The organism is Kitasatospora sp. NPDC048662, assembly GCF_055587065.1.
Map to the genome: position 1 here is coordinate 119503 of NZ_JBVJHA010000015.1, position 14632 is coordinate 134134.

The 14632-nt window shown below is 74.3% G+C and carries 12 protein-coding genes; 7 read left to right on the forward strand and 5 right to left on the reverse strand.

The genetic code is table 11. The annotated features are described in order from the left end of the window. Positions 1–3 precede the first annotated feature (3 nt). Positions 4–738 (forward strand): hypothetical protein, encoded by a 735-nt coding sequence (locus ACZ6R9_RS29900; protein WP_465541594.1) that lies wholly within the window; start codon positions 4–6, stop codon positions 736–738. Positions 739–745: 7 nt separating this feature from the next. On the opposite strand, the gene ACZ6R9_RS29905 is transcribed toward ACZ6R9_RS29900, so the two are convergent. Then, complete coding sequence (locus ACZ6R9_RS29905; RefSeq protein WP_465541596.1) at positions 746–2137, reverse strand: phytoene desaturase family protein; 1392 nt, start codon at positions 2135–2137, stop codon at positions 746–748. Between the two features lie 742 nt (positions 2138–2879). On the opposite strand from ACZ6R9_RS29905, the gene ACZ6R9_RS29910 reads away from it, so the two are divergent. The 3 genes from ACZ6R9_RS29910 (at position 2880) to ACZ6R9_RS29920 (ending at position 4845) form a co-directional block, all read left to right on the forward strand. Beyond that, positions 2880–3380: an SAV_6107 family HEPN domain-containing protein gene (locus ACZ6R9_RS29910; protein ID WP_465541598.1), complete on the forward strand. Its 501-nt coding sequence runs from the start codon at positions 2880–2882 to the stop codon at positions 3378–3380. A gap of 93 nt (positions 3381–3473) precedes the next feature. After that, entirely contained in the window at positions 3474–4226 is a 753-nt protein-coding gene (locus tag ACZ6R9_RS29915) for a methyltransferase domain-containing protein (protein WP_380480990.1), read from the forward strand. A gap of 241 nt (positions 4227–4467) precedes the next feature. Beyond that, entirely contained in the window at positions 4468–4845 is a 378-nt protein-coding gene (locus ACZ6R9_RS29920) for a DUF3040 domain-containing protein (RefSeq protein WP_380480988.1), read from the forward strand. Positions 4846–4925: 80 nt separating this feature from the next. Here the strand turns inward: ACZ6R9_RS29920 and ACZ6R9_RS29925 are convergent, their stop codons facing one another. The 4 genes from ACZ6R9_RS29925 to ACZ6R9_RS29940 form a co-directional block, all read right to left on the reverse strand. After that, entirely contained in the window at positions 4926–7331 is a 2406-nt protein-coding gene (locus ACZ6R9_RS29925; protein WP_380480985.1) for a transglutaminase TgpA family protein, read from the reverse strand. After that, positions 7328–8647 carry a DUF58 domain-containing protein gene (locus ACZ6R9_RS29930; RefSeq protein ID WP_380480983.1) on the reverse strand — a complete coding sequence of 440 codons (1320 nt, stop codon included), beginning with the start codon at positions 8645–8647 and terminating at the stop codon, positions 7328–7330. Before ACZ6R9_RS29930 ends, ACZ6R9_RS29925 begins: the two co-directional genes overlap by 4 nt. A 1-nt stretch (position 8648) precedes the next feature. Next, positions 8649–9596, reverse strand: coding sequence for an AAA family ATPase (locus ACZ6R9_RS29935; RefSeq protein ID WP_465541632.1), 948 nt, complete (start codon positions 9594–9596; stop codon positions 8649–8651). 241 nt (positions 9597–9837) lie between these two features. Next, a complete protein-coding gene (locus tag ACZ6R9_RS29940) occupies positions 9838–10353 on the reverse strand; it encodes a beta-class carbonic anhydrase (protein WP_465541602.1) in 516 nt (171 codons plus the stop codon). 491 nt (positions 10354–10844) lie between these two features. Between ACZ6R9_RS29940 and rsmH the strand changes: the two genes are divergently transcribed. The 3 genes from rsmH (at position 10845) to ACZ6R9_RS29955 (ending at position 14524) form a co-directional block, all read left to right on the forward strand. Continuing rightward, a complete protein-coding gene (rsmH, locus tag ACZ6R9_RS29945; protein WP_380480976.1) occupies positions 10845–11813 on the forward strand; it encodes a 16S rRNA (cytosine(1402)-N(4))-methyltransferase RsmH in 969 nt (322 codons plus the stop codon). 126 nt (positions 11814–11939) lie between these two features. Beyond that, entirely contained in the window at positions 11940–12395 is a 456-nt protein-coding gene (gene ftsL / locus ACZ6R9_RS29950) for a cell division protein FtsL (protein WP_465541605.1), read from the forward strand. Further along, positions 12392–14524 (forward strand): peptidoglycan D,D-transpeptidase FtsI family protein, encoded by a 2133-nt coding sequence (locus ACZ6R9_RS29955; RefSeq protein WP_465541607.1) that lies wholly within the window; start codon positions 12392–12394, stop codon positions 14522–14524. The genes ftsL and ACZ6R9_RS29955 overlap by 4 nt, the downstream gene beginning before the upstream one ends. Positions 14525–14632 lie beyond the last annotated feature (108 nt).

The window sequence follows — 14632 nt, forward strand, 5'->3', positions numbered from 1 at the left end:
GGGATGGGCATCGGACACCTGTTCCTCTACGGCGCGTTGGCGCTGGTCGCGGTCTGGCTGGTGGCCGAACTGCTGCTGCAGAACCGGGCCGCGCTGCACTGGCGGGCGCTGGCGCTGGCGGGGTTCCTCGGGGTGGTCGCGGGGATGACGCAGTCCTCCGTTCTGGTGATAGTCGCGGGCGCCGCGGCCTTCGCGGCGGGACAGGCGATGGTCACCCTCTCGGTCAAGCGCGGCCGCCCGGTGGGCTGGTCGCTGCGCCGCGCGGACGGCACCCTGCCCGGCCCGCTGGCGAAGGTCCCGCTGCTGGCCGCGGCCACCGGCGGGGCGACCGCCGTGGCGGTGGCGGCCGAGACGGCCCCGAAGGTCGGCGAGGTCGGCCCGGTCGAGGACGAACCGGTGGCCGAACAGCCGTACGCGTACGAGGAGTTCCAGGAGATCGACGCGGGCATCTACACCGACGAGCCGGTCTCCTACCAGCCCCAGCCCCAGCCCGACCAGCAGCAGTACTACTACCAACAGCCGCAGCCGGAGCCGCAGTTCGGCCACCAGCAGCAGCCGCAGCAGGACCCGTACGCCCAGCAGCCGCAGCTGATCGGCTACGACGAGTACGGCCAGCCGGTCCACCAGTACCCGCAACAGCAGCAGTACCAGCCGGAGCAGTACCAGCAGCAGCCGTACATCCCGCAGCAGCCGGGCGAGCAGCAGCACACCAACTGGTACTACCAGCAGCAGTACTGAGCTGCCGTCAGGCCGGACCGATCAGCCCGGCGGTGATCGAGGCGGACATCCCGACCCGGGCCAGCCCGCCGCCGGGGTGGGCGTGCGCGCCGATCAGGTACAGGCCGGGCTCGCCCGGCCGGTTGGCCTGGGCGAGCTGCCCCCCGGCCAGCGCGGGCGCCGGGACGGACGCGGTCAGCCGGGTCTCCCGCCAGCGCAGCCGCCCGCGCAGATCGACACCCGCACCGGCCAGCCGGTCCAGCAACTCGTCGGCGTAGGCGCCCTGTTGAGCGTCGGTCAACTCCAGCCCGGCGGGGACGGTGACGGTCAGCACGGCCGCTTCGGCATCGGGCCCGGGCACCAGCAACGGGTCGTCCGGGCGCAGCAGTTGGACGGTGGGGCGCTCAGGCAGGGTGCGGTCGGTGAAGACCGCGCGCGCCTCGGCGGCGACATCCGCGCCGTGCAGCACCGTGCGGTGCGCGGTGCCCGCGGGGCGGGCGCCGTTCAGTGCGAGCAGCACGGTGAAACGTCCGGGCGCGGGCTCGGCGGGCGCGGTGACACCCAGACCGGGGACGGCCGACAGCACCAGGTCGGCGGTCAGCACCCCGTCGTCGGTGCGGACGCCGGTGACCCGCCCGCCCGCACGCTCCAACTCCCGTACGGGCGTGCCGAAACGGAACTCGACGCCACGGCTCTCGCAGCGCCCGAACACCGCGTCGGCGAGCGCCCGCAGGCCGCCCTCCACGTACCAGACGCCGAACGACTGCTCCATGTACGGCAGGACGGTCGCCGAGGCGGGCGCGGTCAGCGGGTTCAGCCCGTACCGCAAGGCGTACTCGGCGAGCAGCGCCGCCGGGCCCGGCGCGCCGGCCAGCTCCTGGGCGGCGACCTCGGCCAGCGTGTGGCGCCCGCGCGGCAGCAGCCGGGACAGCCCGCGACGCGGCGGCACCGGGTACGGGTCGGCGAGGGCGACGGCCGGACGGGGCTCCTCCAGCAGCGGGCGGCGGGTGGCCTCCCAGACCGTGCGGCCCCGGTTGACCATGTCGTTCCACCGCGAACCGGCGCCCGCGCCGAAAGCCCCGTCCAGGGCCTCGCCGACCCCGCCGCGCGAGGCGTTCGGCAGCACCAGCTCGGTGCCGTCCGCGAACAGGTGCCGGCTCTCCGGGTCCACCGGCCGCAACCCGACCAGCTGCTCCAGCGGTTCCCGGCCGGTCTTCAACGCGAGGTCGCGGTACACCGCGGGCAACGCGAGCAGGCCCGGCCCGGTGTCGAACCCGAACCCCTCACGCCGGTACGCCCCCACCTGCCCGCCGTACGTCCCGGCCGCCTCCAGCACCGTCACCCGGTGCCCGAGAGTGGCCAGCCTGGACGCGGCGGCCAGACCGCCCATACCTGCGCCGACGACGAGAATGCGAGCCATGGCAGGAGATCCTATGCGGCCCTCACGTGGCAGCTGCCGGGGAGTGTCGCGTCCACGTGCAGGTCACTGAGCGGCGGGAGGACCGCCACGCGATGGCGCGTCCACGTGCAGGTCACCGTGCGGGGTCGCGATCTTGCGGGCGGGTGCCTTCCGCTTCGCGCAGTGCTCCCCCAGCCCTGGCGGGCCGGGAGGTACCCCCACGCGTCCCTGGGTGCACGCCCTCTCGGAGACCGCGAGGGTCACCAGGCCCGCCACGGAGCCGTCGCCCCGCCGACCGCGCCGGGGGAGCGGAACGGCTTCCACCGCGGCCCCCTCCGCGCGCCCGGCCCTCGGGCGGGAATCCGGGCCACCGTACCCGCCCCCGCCGACCGCCGGGGGTGTCTGAGTACGCGTACTCAGATCGCCGGTTGAGTACTCGGGCGGGTTCCCGCTGTGACGCCGCGACGGCACAGTAGTGGGCAACGGGAAGGCCGCCGGCAGGTGGAGCCACCCGAAGCGCCCGGGGCAGGCCACGGCCGACGGGGGACAGGTGGCCCGCACCACAGGTCCTGGGCGCGACCAATGGCCGCACGACGGGGCCGGGCACCGCCGACACGGGGCGGCGGAGCCCGGCTCCGTGGAGCGGCCGTGGGGACGGCCGGCCGGTCACGAACGGTCCGGAGTTGTCAGACCCCCCGTTCACGATGGAGGCATGCTCGGGCCGACCGGCCCGGGCAAGGTCCGGAGTGAACGGGGGAGACCCATGACCATCAGCCGTCCTGAGCCTGTCGCCCGCCCTGCCGTCGATCAACCCGTCGTCGATCAACCCACCCTGCCCACCGCGCGCGGAGCCGACGTCCACCCGGTGCTGCGCCGAGTTCCCGCCTCGCCGGCCGCGCTCGAACTGCTCCGGCACGCCCACCGCACCCTGGTGTTCGCCCGCAGCCGACAGGATCCGCTGGAGCGCTACGCCACCGCCCACCTCGCCGCGCTGCGCGCCACCGCCGCCGTGCTCGCGGTCCGCAGCCGCCCGGAGCGCAGCCCGCGCCGCCGCCACGCGATCCGTCCGGCCTGGGAGCTGCTGTCCGAGGTCGCTCCCGAACTCGCCGAGTGGGCCGCCTACTTCGCCGCCGGCGCCCGCCGTCGCGCCGCCGCCGAGGCCGGCATCACCGGCGCCGCCGGGGAGCGCGACGCGGACGACCTGATCCGCAACACCGCCCTCTACCTGCGCATCGTGGAGCGGATCCTGGCCATGCACCCCTGAGTCCGGCACCGGCGCCGCACCGGAGCCGCCCCGTGCGGACGGATAGGGTAAGGGCGTTCCCGCCGTGGAAGACCTGCCTAGAGGGGTGCCGCCTTGTATCCGACTCGTCCGCGCAGTGCGCTGCGTACCGCCGTGGTGTGGGAGGTGCTGCGGTCGGCGCTGGAGCGGCGCTCCGCCGAGCTCGGACGGCCGGTCCTGGAGGTCGTCGACACCGGCGGCGGCACCGGCAACTTCGCCGTGCCGGTCGCCAGGCTCGGCCACCGGGTCACCGTGGTCGACCCCAGCCCCGACGCGCTGTTCGCCCTGGAGCGGCGGGCCGCCGAGGCCGGGGTCACCGACCTGGTGCGCGCTGTCCAGGGCGACACCCAGACGCTGCCCGAGCTGGTCCCGGCCGGCTCGGTCGACGCGGTGCTCTGCCACGGCGTGCTGGAGGTCGTCGACGACCCCGCCGAGGCGCTCGGCAACCTGGTCGGCACGCTCGGCAAGGGCGGCCTGGTCAGTCTGCTCGCCGCCAACCGCAACGGCGCCGTGCTGGCCCGCGCGGTGGCCGGCCAGTTCGCCGACGCCCGCGCCGTGCTGGACGCCCCCGACGGCCGCTGGGGCGCCGGCGACCCGATGCCGCGCCGCTTCACCGGCGACCAGCTCGGCGCCCTCGCCGACGCCGCCGGCCTGCGGGTCACCTCGGTGCACGGCGTCCGGGTCTTCGCCGACCTGGTCCCCGGCGTCCTGGTCGACACCGAGCCCGGCGCGTTCGACGCCCTGCTCAAGCTGGAGCTGGCCGCCGCCGAGCAGCCCGCCTTCCACGCCGTCGCCACCCAGCTCCACCTGCTCGCCGAAGCGGTCTGACCGCCCGGAGAGCCGTACCCGGGGCACCAAGTCGCGGTTCCGCACGTTGCCGAGGTGCGGGCCCTGCGTCGCAGTGGCCCGACCCACGCCTGATTGACCACGCCGAACAGGGCCCGTGGACCGTATGATCTGGGTAAAGCCGGTAAGCATGACGGCCAGACCGGTGGGGCATATGGACCACACAGGCCCGAGCCAGGGGTGGCGGACCGGTCGCCCCGCGACCGACGAGTAGGAGGACTCCGTGCCGCTCTCGGAGCACGAGCAGCGACTGCTCGAGCAGATGGAGCGAGCGCTGTACGCCGAAGATCCCAAGTTCGCGTCAGCGCTTGAGGGAACCGGTCTGCGCACCTACACCCGTCGGCGGGTCTACCTGGCCGCGGCGGGGTTCGTGGCAGGCGTCGCGCTGCTCATGGGCGGCCTGGTCGCGCAGGTCATCTGGGTCAGCGTGGTCGGGTTCCTGGTAATGCTGGGCTGTGCGGTCCTCGCGGTCACCGCGTGGCGTCGAGGCCCGGCCGGACACGGTCCACGGCAGGCGGCAGCGCCTCGCCGGAAGACCGGTGTCGTGGACCGAATGGAACAGCGCTGGCAGCGGCGCCGCGATGAGCAGAGCGGCCTGTAGCAGCGCAACGGAACCAGTGCAGAGATCCGCCCGAGGAGGGAGCTTCCCTCCTCGGGCGGATCTTTGCGTAGGGGCAGGCCCTAGTCCTTCGAGCGTCGCCGGAACGGCCGGGTGATCGCGGTGCGGGCCTTGGCCCACCGGTCGGCGGCGCGTTCGCGGAGGGCGGTCGTGCGTTCCTGGGTGCGCCACCAGAGGCGGACGGTGGAGGCGGGCAGCAGCAGGGCGCGCAGGCGCCGGCCGCGGGTGGCCTGGGTGAGCAGGCCGTCACGGACGGTGCGCACGTCGGTGCCGAGTTGCGGGGGCGGGTCGGACTCGCGGGCGTACATGACGCGTTCGGTGGCGAGCGCGACCCGGCCGGCGGCCTCGGCGGCGGCGGGGGCGAGGTGCGCGTCCTCGGCGAGCCGGAGAGCGGCGTTCCGGGGGGTGCGGGCCTCGTCCGGGGGCAGGCCGAGGTCCCAGGCGGAGTCGACGAGTTCGGCCCAGGCGGCGAGCACCTGCTCGTCGGTGAGCCGGGGCCGGTCGGCACCGGGCGCGTGCCGGCCGACGCCCAGGCGGCGCCTGCGGATCCGTCGGCGCAGCACCATGGGCGTGGCCGCCAGGGCGAGCAGCAGGACCAGGCCGGCCGCGGCGAGCAGCGCGGGCCAGGTCTGCCACCACGGGGTGGTGGTGGTCCGGTGCTCGGCGAACACGGCCTCGTCGTCGCACTCGCCGATCCGGTGCTGCTGGCCGCAGGAGCTGGAGGACGACGGCCCGGCGGAGGGCTGGTCGGCGGACGCGGAGGCGCTGGGCTGGGCGCTGGGCTGGGCCGTGTTGGCGGCCTGCGGGATGGAGTACAGCGGTGCGGTGCCCCGGTTGGGGGTGGGCTCGAAGCGCATCCAGCCGAGGCCGGAGAAGTACAGCTCCGGCCACGCGTGGTAGTTGGAGCTGCGCACGATGCGATTGGAGGAGTCGCCGGTACCGGGGGTGAAGCCGATGGCGACCCGGGAGGGGATGCCGAGCGAGCGGGACATCGCGGCCATGGTGGCGGCGAAGTGCACGCAGAAGCCCTCCTTGTCCTGGAGGAACTTGGCGATGGCGTCCGGCCCGGTGCGCGGTTCGATCTTGGTGTTGTAGGTGAAGTCGCCCTTGGTGAAGTACTGCTGGAGGGCGACGGCCTGGTCGTACGCGTTGGTGGCGCCCTGGGTGACCTTCTTGGCGGTCTCGCCGACCACGGCGGGCAGGTTGTTCGGCAGCCCCAGGTAGCGCCGGGTGATGTCCTCGGGCGGCGGGGCGGCCGAGCGCAGCTGCGAGGGGTCGGCGGTGACGGTGGCCGAGCCGACCTTGTACGAGAGGCCGTTGGTCTTCTGGCCGTTGACGGCGGCGACGGTGCGGCCGGCCTTGTCGAAGCGCCAGTTCGCGGTGGACGGCAGCTCGACCCAGGACACCGGGTACGGCATCGGCAGCCAGGTGGTGCCGAGCCGGTCGGAGATCTTGACGCTGGTGCTGACCGTGTTGCGGGTGCTGGTGGCCAGGCCCTCGGGCTGGGGCAGCGTGGTGGGCAGCGGTTCGGCGGACTGCTCGCCGGCCTTCCACTCCGAACCGTCGAACTCGCTGAGCGCGGCGACCCGCAGGTAGAGCTGGTCGATGTCGGTGGCGTTGGTGGAGAAGCGCAGCAGTTCGGTGTCGTCGTTGGCGCGCAGGTTGGCGGTGAGCGCGACCACCAGGTTGAGCGAGCGCTCGTCGCCCGATCCGGTGCCGCTCCCGCTGCCGTTGCCCTGGCCGCCGAAGCCGCCGAACAGGCCGGCGCCGGTCGCGGGTGCGAGGGCCGGCAGCAGGACGGCGGCGGCCAGCGCGATCAGGCCGACCCGGCGGCCGCCGTTGGACATGGCCACGGCGGAGCGGCCGGTGCCGTGGAAGACCCGGCCCCAGCGGGTGAGCCGGTCCTGGCCCTCGGTGTACAGCAGGAGCAGGTAGCCGGCCGCGGCGAACAGGAACCACAGCCACATGCCGCCGGGCGAGTCGGCCAGGCCGCAGCCCACCGAGTACAGGGCCAGCAGCGGCAGGCCCGCGGCGGCGGCCCGGCGGTAGGTGACGGCCAGGGCGTCGACCAGGACGGCGACCAGGGTGACCGAGCCGACCACGACCAGCCGCAGGCCGTCGGTGGTCGGGGCGGGAATCGCGTACTCCTGGATGTCGCTGCCGCCGGAGGCCAGCAGCGTGGAGACGGCGTCCAGGGCGGCCGGGCCGGGCAGCACGCCGAAGGCCATCGCGGACTGCACGGTGGACAGCATCAGCACGTACAGCACCGCGACCAGCTGGAGCGGCAGCACCAGGGCGCGGGGCAGCGGCAGGGCGCGCAGGCCGGCGCCGGCGGCGGCCGTGGCGGCGATCATCAGCAGGCCGTGCGGGGCCAGCGCGAAGGAGTCCTTGAACAGCGGGGACAGGGACAGCGCCGCCAGGGCGGTCGCCAAGGCCGCGCAGAGCGTCAACTTGGCCCGGGTGGTCACGCGCCGACCTCGTCTCGGTAGGGAACGGAGTTCTGGGTGCGGTCGGCGGCCCGCCACAGCGCGGGCAGCGAGTCGCCGGCCCGCACCGGCAGGACGGTCCAGCCGGCCTCGCGCAGCCGGCCGACCACCGAGTCGTTCTGCTCGTCGGCGGCGTTCGGGAAGACGTGCCGCAGGCCCGCCCAGGTGCCGGTGTCCAGCAGCAGGGCGACGGCACCGCCCGCGCGGCGGCGCAGCCGGGCCAGGCGTTCGACCTGCTCGTCGTCGAGGTCGCCGACGATCGCCACCAGCAGGCCCTCGCCGCCCATCCGCAGCACCTCCTCGGCGCGGGCCAGGCTGGTGCCGTCGGAGTGCTCGACCACGGCGAGGGCGTCCAGCAGCACGCCGACGCTCTCGGCGGCGGTGGTGGCGGTGGCGCCGTGCTGCGGGTGGGCGCGGCCGGTGTCGGTGAGCAGCCGGGTCTGGTAGCCGCGCTGCACCAGGTCGACGGTGACGGAGGCGGCGCAGGACACCGCCCACTCGAACGAGGAGGCGGGGCCGGAGCCGCGGTGCGCGATCTCCCGGGTGTCCAGCAGTACGGTGGCGCGGGCCTTGAGCGGCTGCTCCTCCCGGCGGACCATCAGCTCGCCGTAGCGGGCGGTGGACTTCCAGTGCACCCGGCGCAGGTCGTCGCCGTGCCGGTACTCGCGCGGGATCACGTCGTCGTCGCCGGCCAGCGCCAGCGTGTGCGTGTTGGACTCGCCCTGTCCGGCGGACTCGCCGGGCAGCCGCACCGGCGGCAGGTCCTGGACCTGCGGGACCACGGTGAGCACGTCGGCGGCGCTGAACGAGCGGGTCAGCTCGCACATCCCGAACGGGTCGGACAGCCGCAGCTGCAGCGGGCCGAGCGGGTAGCGTCCGCGCAGGTCGGAGCGGACCCGGTAGGACACCTCGCGGAAGCCGCGCGGTTCGACCCGGTCCAGCACGAAGCGCGGGCGGGGCCCCAGCACGTACGGGACCTTGTCCTCCAGCAGCAGCAGACCGGTGGGCACCCGGGAGATGTTGTCCAGCCGCAGGTGCACCCGGGCCTCCTGACCGGCCGCCGCGCGCTGCGGGCTGAGCCGGCGGCCGGAGGCGACCCGGTAGCGGGTGCGCACCAGCAGCAGGGCCGAGGCCAGCGGCAGCACCGCGAGCAGCACGCCGACCTGGAACAGCGCGCTCTGCCCGAACAGGTAGGCGCAGAGCGCGGCGGTCAGGCCGGCCGCCAGGAAGGAACGCCCCCGGGTGGTGAGCCCGCTCAGGGCGGCGCGCAGCCCGGAGGGCCGGGCAGGGCCCGCCACCTCAGCGGCCCTGCGGGCGCGGGAGCGGCAGTCGGGACACCAGGTCGAGCACCACGTTCTCCACGGTGCGGCGGCTCAACTGGGTTTCCGAGGTGGGCAGCAGACGGTGCGCCAGCACCGGCACGGCCAGCGCCTGGATGTCGTCCGGCAGCACGTAGTCGCGGCCGTCCAGGGCGGCGTGCGCGCGGGCCGCGCGGACCAGGTGCAGGGTGGCCCGGGGGGAGGCGCCGAGCCGCAGCTCGGGGGTGTTGCGGGTGGCGGCGACCAGATCGACGGCGTACCGGCGGACCGGGTCGGAGACGTACACGCCCTTGACCACGTCGATCAGCTTGAGCAGGTCGGCGGCGTGCGCGACCGGCTGCAGGTCGTCCAGCGGGTTGGCGGCCGAGTGCAGGTCGAGCATCGCGTACTCGGCCTCGGGGCTCGGGTAGCCGATCGAGATGCGGGCCATGAAGCGGTCGCGCTGGGCCTCCGGCAGAGCGTAGGTGCCCTCCATCTCGACCGGGTTCTGGGTGGCGATCACCATGAACGGCGAGGGCAGCTCGTAGGAGGTGCCGTCGATGGTGACCTGACGCTCCTCCATCGATTCCAGCAGCGCCGACTGGGTCTTCGGCGAGGCCCGGTTGATCTCGTCGCCGACCACGATCTGCGCGAAGATCGCGCCGGGCCGGAACTCGAAGTCCCGCTGGTGCTGGTCGAAGACGTTGGTTCCGGTGACGTCGGAGGGCAGCAGGTCCGGGGTGAACTGGATCCGGCGGACCGTGCAGTCCACCGAGCGGGCCAGCGCCTTGGCGAGCATGGTCTTGCCGACGCCGGGCACGTCCTCCAGCAGCAGGTGGCCCTCGGCGAGCAGCACCGTCAGGGCGATCCGGACCGCCTCCGGCTTGCCCTCGATCACGCTCTCGACGGACGCCCGGACGCGGTCGACCACCGCCGTCAACTCCGCCAGCCCGACCGGCTCCCGGCGTTCGTGCCGGTCCGCCGCCGGCTGTTCCGAGCCCTGTCCGTTGATGGTCGTCACCCGTACGCTCCCATGTGCAACAGTCGCCGGGCGGCTGGTTCGACCCCCGCCCACCCCGAATACCCCGAATACTTGGCGCATTCTTCCCTGTCCCCCGGCCAGAAGTCACCCGGCCGGGCGACACGCGAAGGCTGTCCCGGTTTGGGACGAGGGTGCGGGCCGATCGGTTTCAGCGGATCTCGCGGAGCAGCCCGGTGTGCACGTCGAACACGAATCCGCGCACCTCGTCGCGGTGCGGCAGGAACGGCGAGGTCCGGACCCGCTGCATGGACTGGCGGACGTCGGCGTCCAGGTCGGTGAAGGCCTCCACCGCCCACTGCGGGCGCCGGCCGACCTCGTGCTCCAGTTCGTGCCGGAAGTCCTCGGTCAGGCCGAGCAGGCCGCAGCCGGTGTGGTGGATCAGCACCACCGTGCGGGTGCCCAGGGCGCGCTGGCTGACGGTCAGGGAGCGGATGGTGTCGTCGGTGACCACGCCGCCCGCGTTGCGGATGACGTGGGCGTCGCCGAGCTCCAGGCCGAGTGCGGCGAACAGGTCGAGCCGGGCGTCCATGCACGCCACCACGGCGACTTTGCGCACCGGGCGGGCGTCCATGCCGCCGTCCCGGAAGGTCTCGGCGTAGGAGCGGTTGGCTGCCACGAAGCGGTCGGTCTCGGACGGCCGGCCGGTGCCGGGAGCAGGTGCCATGGCGACGACGGTAGTGGGGTCGCACGGGCGGCGGGGCCCACCTGCGAAAGCCTTTACCCGCCGGGAGAGGGCCCGGAGGGACGGCTTCGACCCGGTTCGACCGGCGCGCCCGGAGCGCTCCGCGCCCCGTCCGGGCGGCGGCCCTCAGCACTGGTCCGACCTGCGCAAACCGATACGGCCGGGCGGGTGGTGCGCCGTCGCGGAGCGTTGACCGGCGTGGCGTGGACGATAGTCTGGCGGCGCAGTGGAGCACGGCGGAAGGCACCCGGCAACCGGGCGCCCGGCCGGTCTCCGCACCGGGCCCCCGGCCCGTACGCAGTCCGCGGCCTCCTCCCGCTCCGTGCCCACCTGGCGCACCTTCCCCGGCGCCGGGCGGTCGCTCCTTCCCCCGAGCGAGCGGGCGGGGGCCACGGGTGGCGTGCGGAGCCGGCGGGCCGGTAGGCGAGAATGGCGGGGCCACACCTGCACCTGAGGAAGGGCCCCGCCCCCGTATGAGTACCGACAGCCCCACCCCCCGGCACATCCCGGTGATGCTGGAGCGCTGCCTGGACGCGCTCGCCCCGGCGATCTCCGCACCCGGCGCGGTGGTGGTGGACGCCACCCTGGGCCTGGGCGGACACAGCGAGGCGCTGCTGACCCGCTTCCCCGAGGTCCGGCTGGTCGCCGTGGACCGCGACCCGCAGGCACTGAAGCTCTCCGGCGAGCGGCTGGCCCGCTTCGGCGAGCGCGCCACCCTGGTGCACGCCGTCTACGACGAGATCCCGCAGGTGCTGGCCGACCTGGGCATCCCCGCCGTGCAGGGCGTGCTGTTCGACCTCGGGGTGTCCTCGATGCAGCTGGACGAGGCCGACCGCGGCTTCGCCTACGCCCAGGACGCGCCGCTGGACATGCGGATGGACCAGAGCCGCGGCATCTCCGCCGCCGAGGTCCTCAACACCTACAGCCACGGCGACCTGGCCCGGATCCTCAAGGTGTACGGCGAGGAGCGGTTCGCCGGGAAGATCGCCTCCGCGGTGCTGCGGGAACGCGAGAAGGAACCGTTCACCACCAGCGCTCGTCTGGTGGAGTTGGTGCGGAACGCCATTCCGGCCGCCACCCGGCGGACCGGCGGCAACCCGGCCAAGCGGACCTTCCAGGCGCTGCGGATCGAGGTCAACGGCGAACTGGAGGTGCTGGACCGGGCCATCCCCGGCGCGCTGGACGCCCTCGCGGTGGGCGGTCGGATCGTCGTGATGTCCTACCAGTCCCTGGAGGACCGCTTGGTCAAGCAATACTTCCAGGCCGGGGCCACCTCGACCGCCCCGCCGGGCCTGCCGGTGATCCCCGAGGAACTCCAGCCCTGGCTGAAGTTGCTCACCCGAGGAGCCGAACTGGCGACCGAAGAGGAGATCGAGGAGAACCGGCGCGCCGCACCCGTACGGCTGCGCGTGGCGGAGAGGATCAGGGAGACCCGGAGGTAGCCAGCCGCCGGGAGCAGCGGAGCGAAGGGGAGTGGAGCGGTGCCGGTGGCCGGCGAGCGGACCCGGGGGCGCGTCCCCGGGCAGGGGGGCAGGGCACGGATCACCGTCCGGCCCGGGGCGCGCTCGATGCGGGGGCGCGCCCCGTTCGCCGTGCTGGTGGTGACTCTGCTGTCGGCCGGGCTGCTCGGCCTGCTGATGCTCAACACCGCGCTCAACGAGGGTTCGTTCACGCTGTCCCGGCTGAAGAAGCAGACCACCGAGGCCACCGACCAGCAGCAGTCCCTCCAGCAGGAGATCGCCGCCCAGTCCGCGCCCGACGCGCTGGAGCAGCGCGCCCGCGACCTCGGCATGGTCCCCGGCGGCGACCCGGTCTTCCTCGGCGCCGACGGCAGCGTCACCGGCAAGCCCAAGGCCGCCGAGGACAACCCGCCGGTGCCGCGCAGCAGCGCCGAGCCCTGGCAGCGCCCCGGCGCCTCCGGCTCGCCCTCGGCCTCGCCCTCGTCCTCGCCGAGCTCCGGCGACCCCGGCATCGAGCTGGCCCCCGCGCCGCCCGCCACCGCCCCGCCCGGGGCCCAGCGGTGAGCCGCCCACCGGGCGACGGCGAGCGCCCGCGCCGCACCCCGCCGGCCGGCGGCCGCCCCGCCGCGCCCCGTCGCCGGGTCGGCGAACCGCGCCGCTCCGCCGAGGGCGCCCCGCCGCGCCAGGCCCGTCCGGCCCGCCCGCGGCCGTCCGACGGGGAGCGCCGGCCCGCCGTCCGGCCCCGGCCGCGCCCCGACGTCCGCCGCCCCCCGGCGCGCCGCCCGGCGTCCGCGCCGCGGGCCATCAAGCTGGCCGATCCGAAGCGCCGGCTGCGGCTGGTGACGGTCTGCCTGGGCCTGGTGTTCGCGATCTTCGCGGGCCGGCTGGTGCAGCTCCAGCTGCTGGACTCCGACGCGCTGGCGGCCGGTGCCGGCGCCAACAAGTACGTGCGGGTGAAGCTGCCCGCCGAGCGCGGCTCGATCACCGCCGCCGACGGCACCGTGCTGGCCACCAGCGTGGACGCGTACGACATCACCGCCGACCCGACCATGTTCACCCCCGAGGCGACCCACCTGCCGGACGCCCCGGAGCAGGCCGCGGCGCTGCTCGCGCCGATCCTCGGCCTGCCGAAGGAGAAGCTGGCGGGCTCGCTGCACCTGAACGCGAAGAACCCGAAGAGTCAGTACGCGCTGCTGATCTCCCGCCAGACCCCGCAGGCCAAGACGCAGATCGCCGACCTGAAGTCCTCGCTGACCAAGCAGGCCGACACGGCGGCCTGCCGGGGCCAGCGCGAGCTTCTCGGCAAGCCTGCCGAGAAGGGCGGCCGGCAGTTCCTCGACACCGCCTGCGTGAACCCGCTGGCCGGGGTGTTCTGGGAGCAGTCGACCAAGCGCAGCTACCCGGCGAACGGGCTGGCCGCCAACCTGGTCGGCTTCGTCAACTCCGAGGGCACCGGCACCGGCGGCCTGGAACTCCAGTACCAGCAGCTGCTGGCGGGGGAGGACGGCTACTCCACCTACGCCTCCGCCGGGGGACGCCGGGTCGCCACCGCCGGCGGCAGCCGGCAGGACGCGGTGCCCGGCAGCGACGTGCGGCTGACGGTGAACCCGGACATCCAGTGGGCGGCGCAGCGCGCCATCACCGACCAGGTCTCCAACTCCGGTGCGGAGAAGGGCTATGTGATCGTCCAGGACGTGAAGACCGGTCAGGTGCTGGCGATGGCGTCCTCCCCGGGCTTCAACCCGAACGACCTGTCCTCGGCCCGCTCCGACCAGCTCGGCAACCCGGCCCTGCAGGACGCCTACGAGCCGGGCTCCACCGCGAAGCTGATGACCATGGCGGCGGTGCTGGACACCGGCGCGGCGAACTGGGACACCCACGTCACGGTGCCGAACACGCTGCAGCGCTCCGACCGGGTGTTCCACGACGACATCGACCACGAGACCTGGTACCTGACGCTGGCGGGCGTGCTCGCCAAGTCGTCCAACATCGGCACCATCGAGGCCGCCGAGCACCTGGGCCCGACCCAGGCCGAGTCCAACAAGGTGCTCGCCGGGTACCTGGACAAATTCGGCATCGGCAAGCCGACCGGGCTGGGCTTCCCCGGGGAGACCCGCGGCATCCTGGCCAAGCCGGAGGACTGGAACGGCTCGCAGCAGTACACCATCCCGTTCGGCCAGGGCCTGTCGGTGAACGCGCTGCAGGCCACCTCGGTGTTCTCCACCATCGCCAACGGCGGCGTGCGGGTCGCGCCCGGCCTGCTGGCCGGCACCACCGGACCGGACGGGCGGTTCACGCCCGCGCCGGCCGGGGCGCAGAGCCGGGTGGTGACGGAACAGACCGCGAAGACGCTGACCGAGATGCTGGAGTCCGTCGTCACCGACGAGCAGGGCACCGGCAACAAGGCGCAGATCCCGGGCTACCGGGTGGCCGGAAAGACCGGCACCGCCGACCGGGTGGACCCGAAGACCGGCAAGTACTCCGGGTACACCGCCTCCTTCATCGGCTTCGCGCCCGCCGACCAGCCCCGGGTGACGGTCTCCTGCGTCATCCAGCACCCGGTCAACGGGCACTTCGGCGGGCAGCTGTGCGGGCCCGTGTTCAAGCAGGTGATGGAGTTCACCCTCAAGACCCTGCAGGTTCCGCCGAGCGGCAGCGAGGCGCCGAACCTGCCCGTCGACTGGAAGCCCTGAGATGAGCGACACCCCCGACACTTCGCGGCGCGCCGAGCGCGATGTGAGCAGCGTCACGACCGGGGGCCGGTTTGGCCCAGGGGGGCATGAGGCCGATAGCCTTCCGGC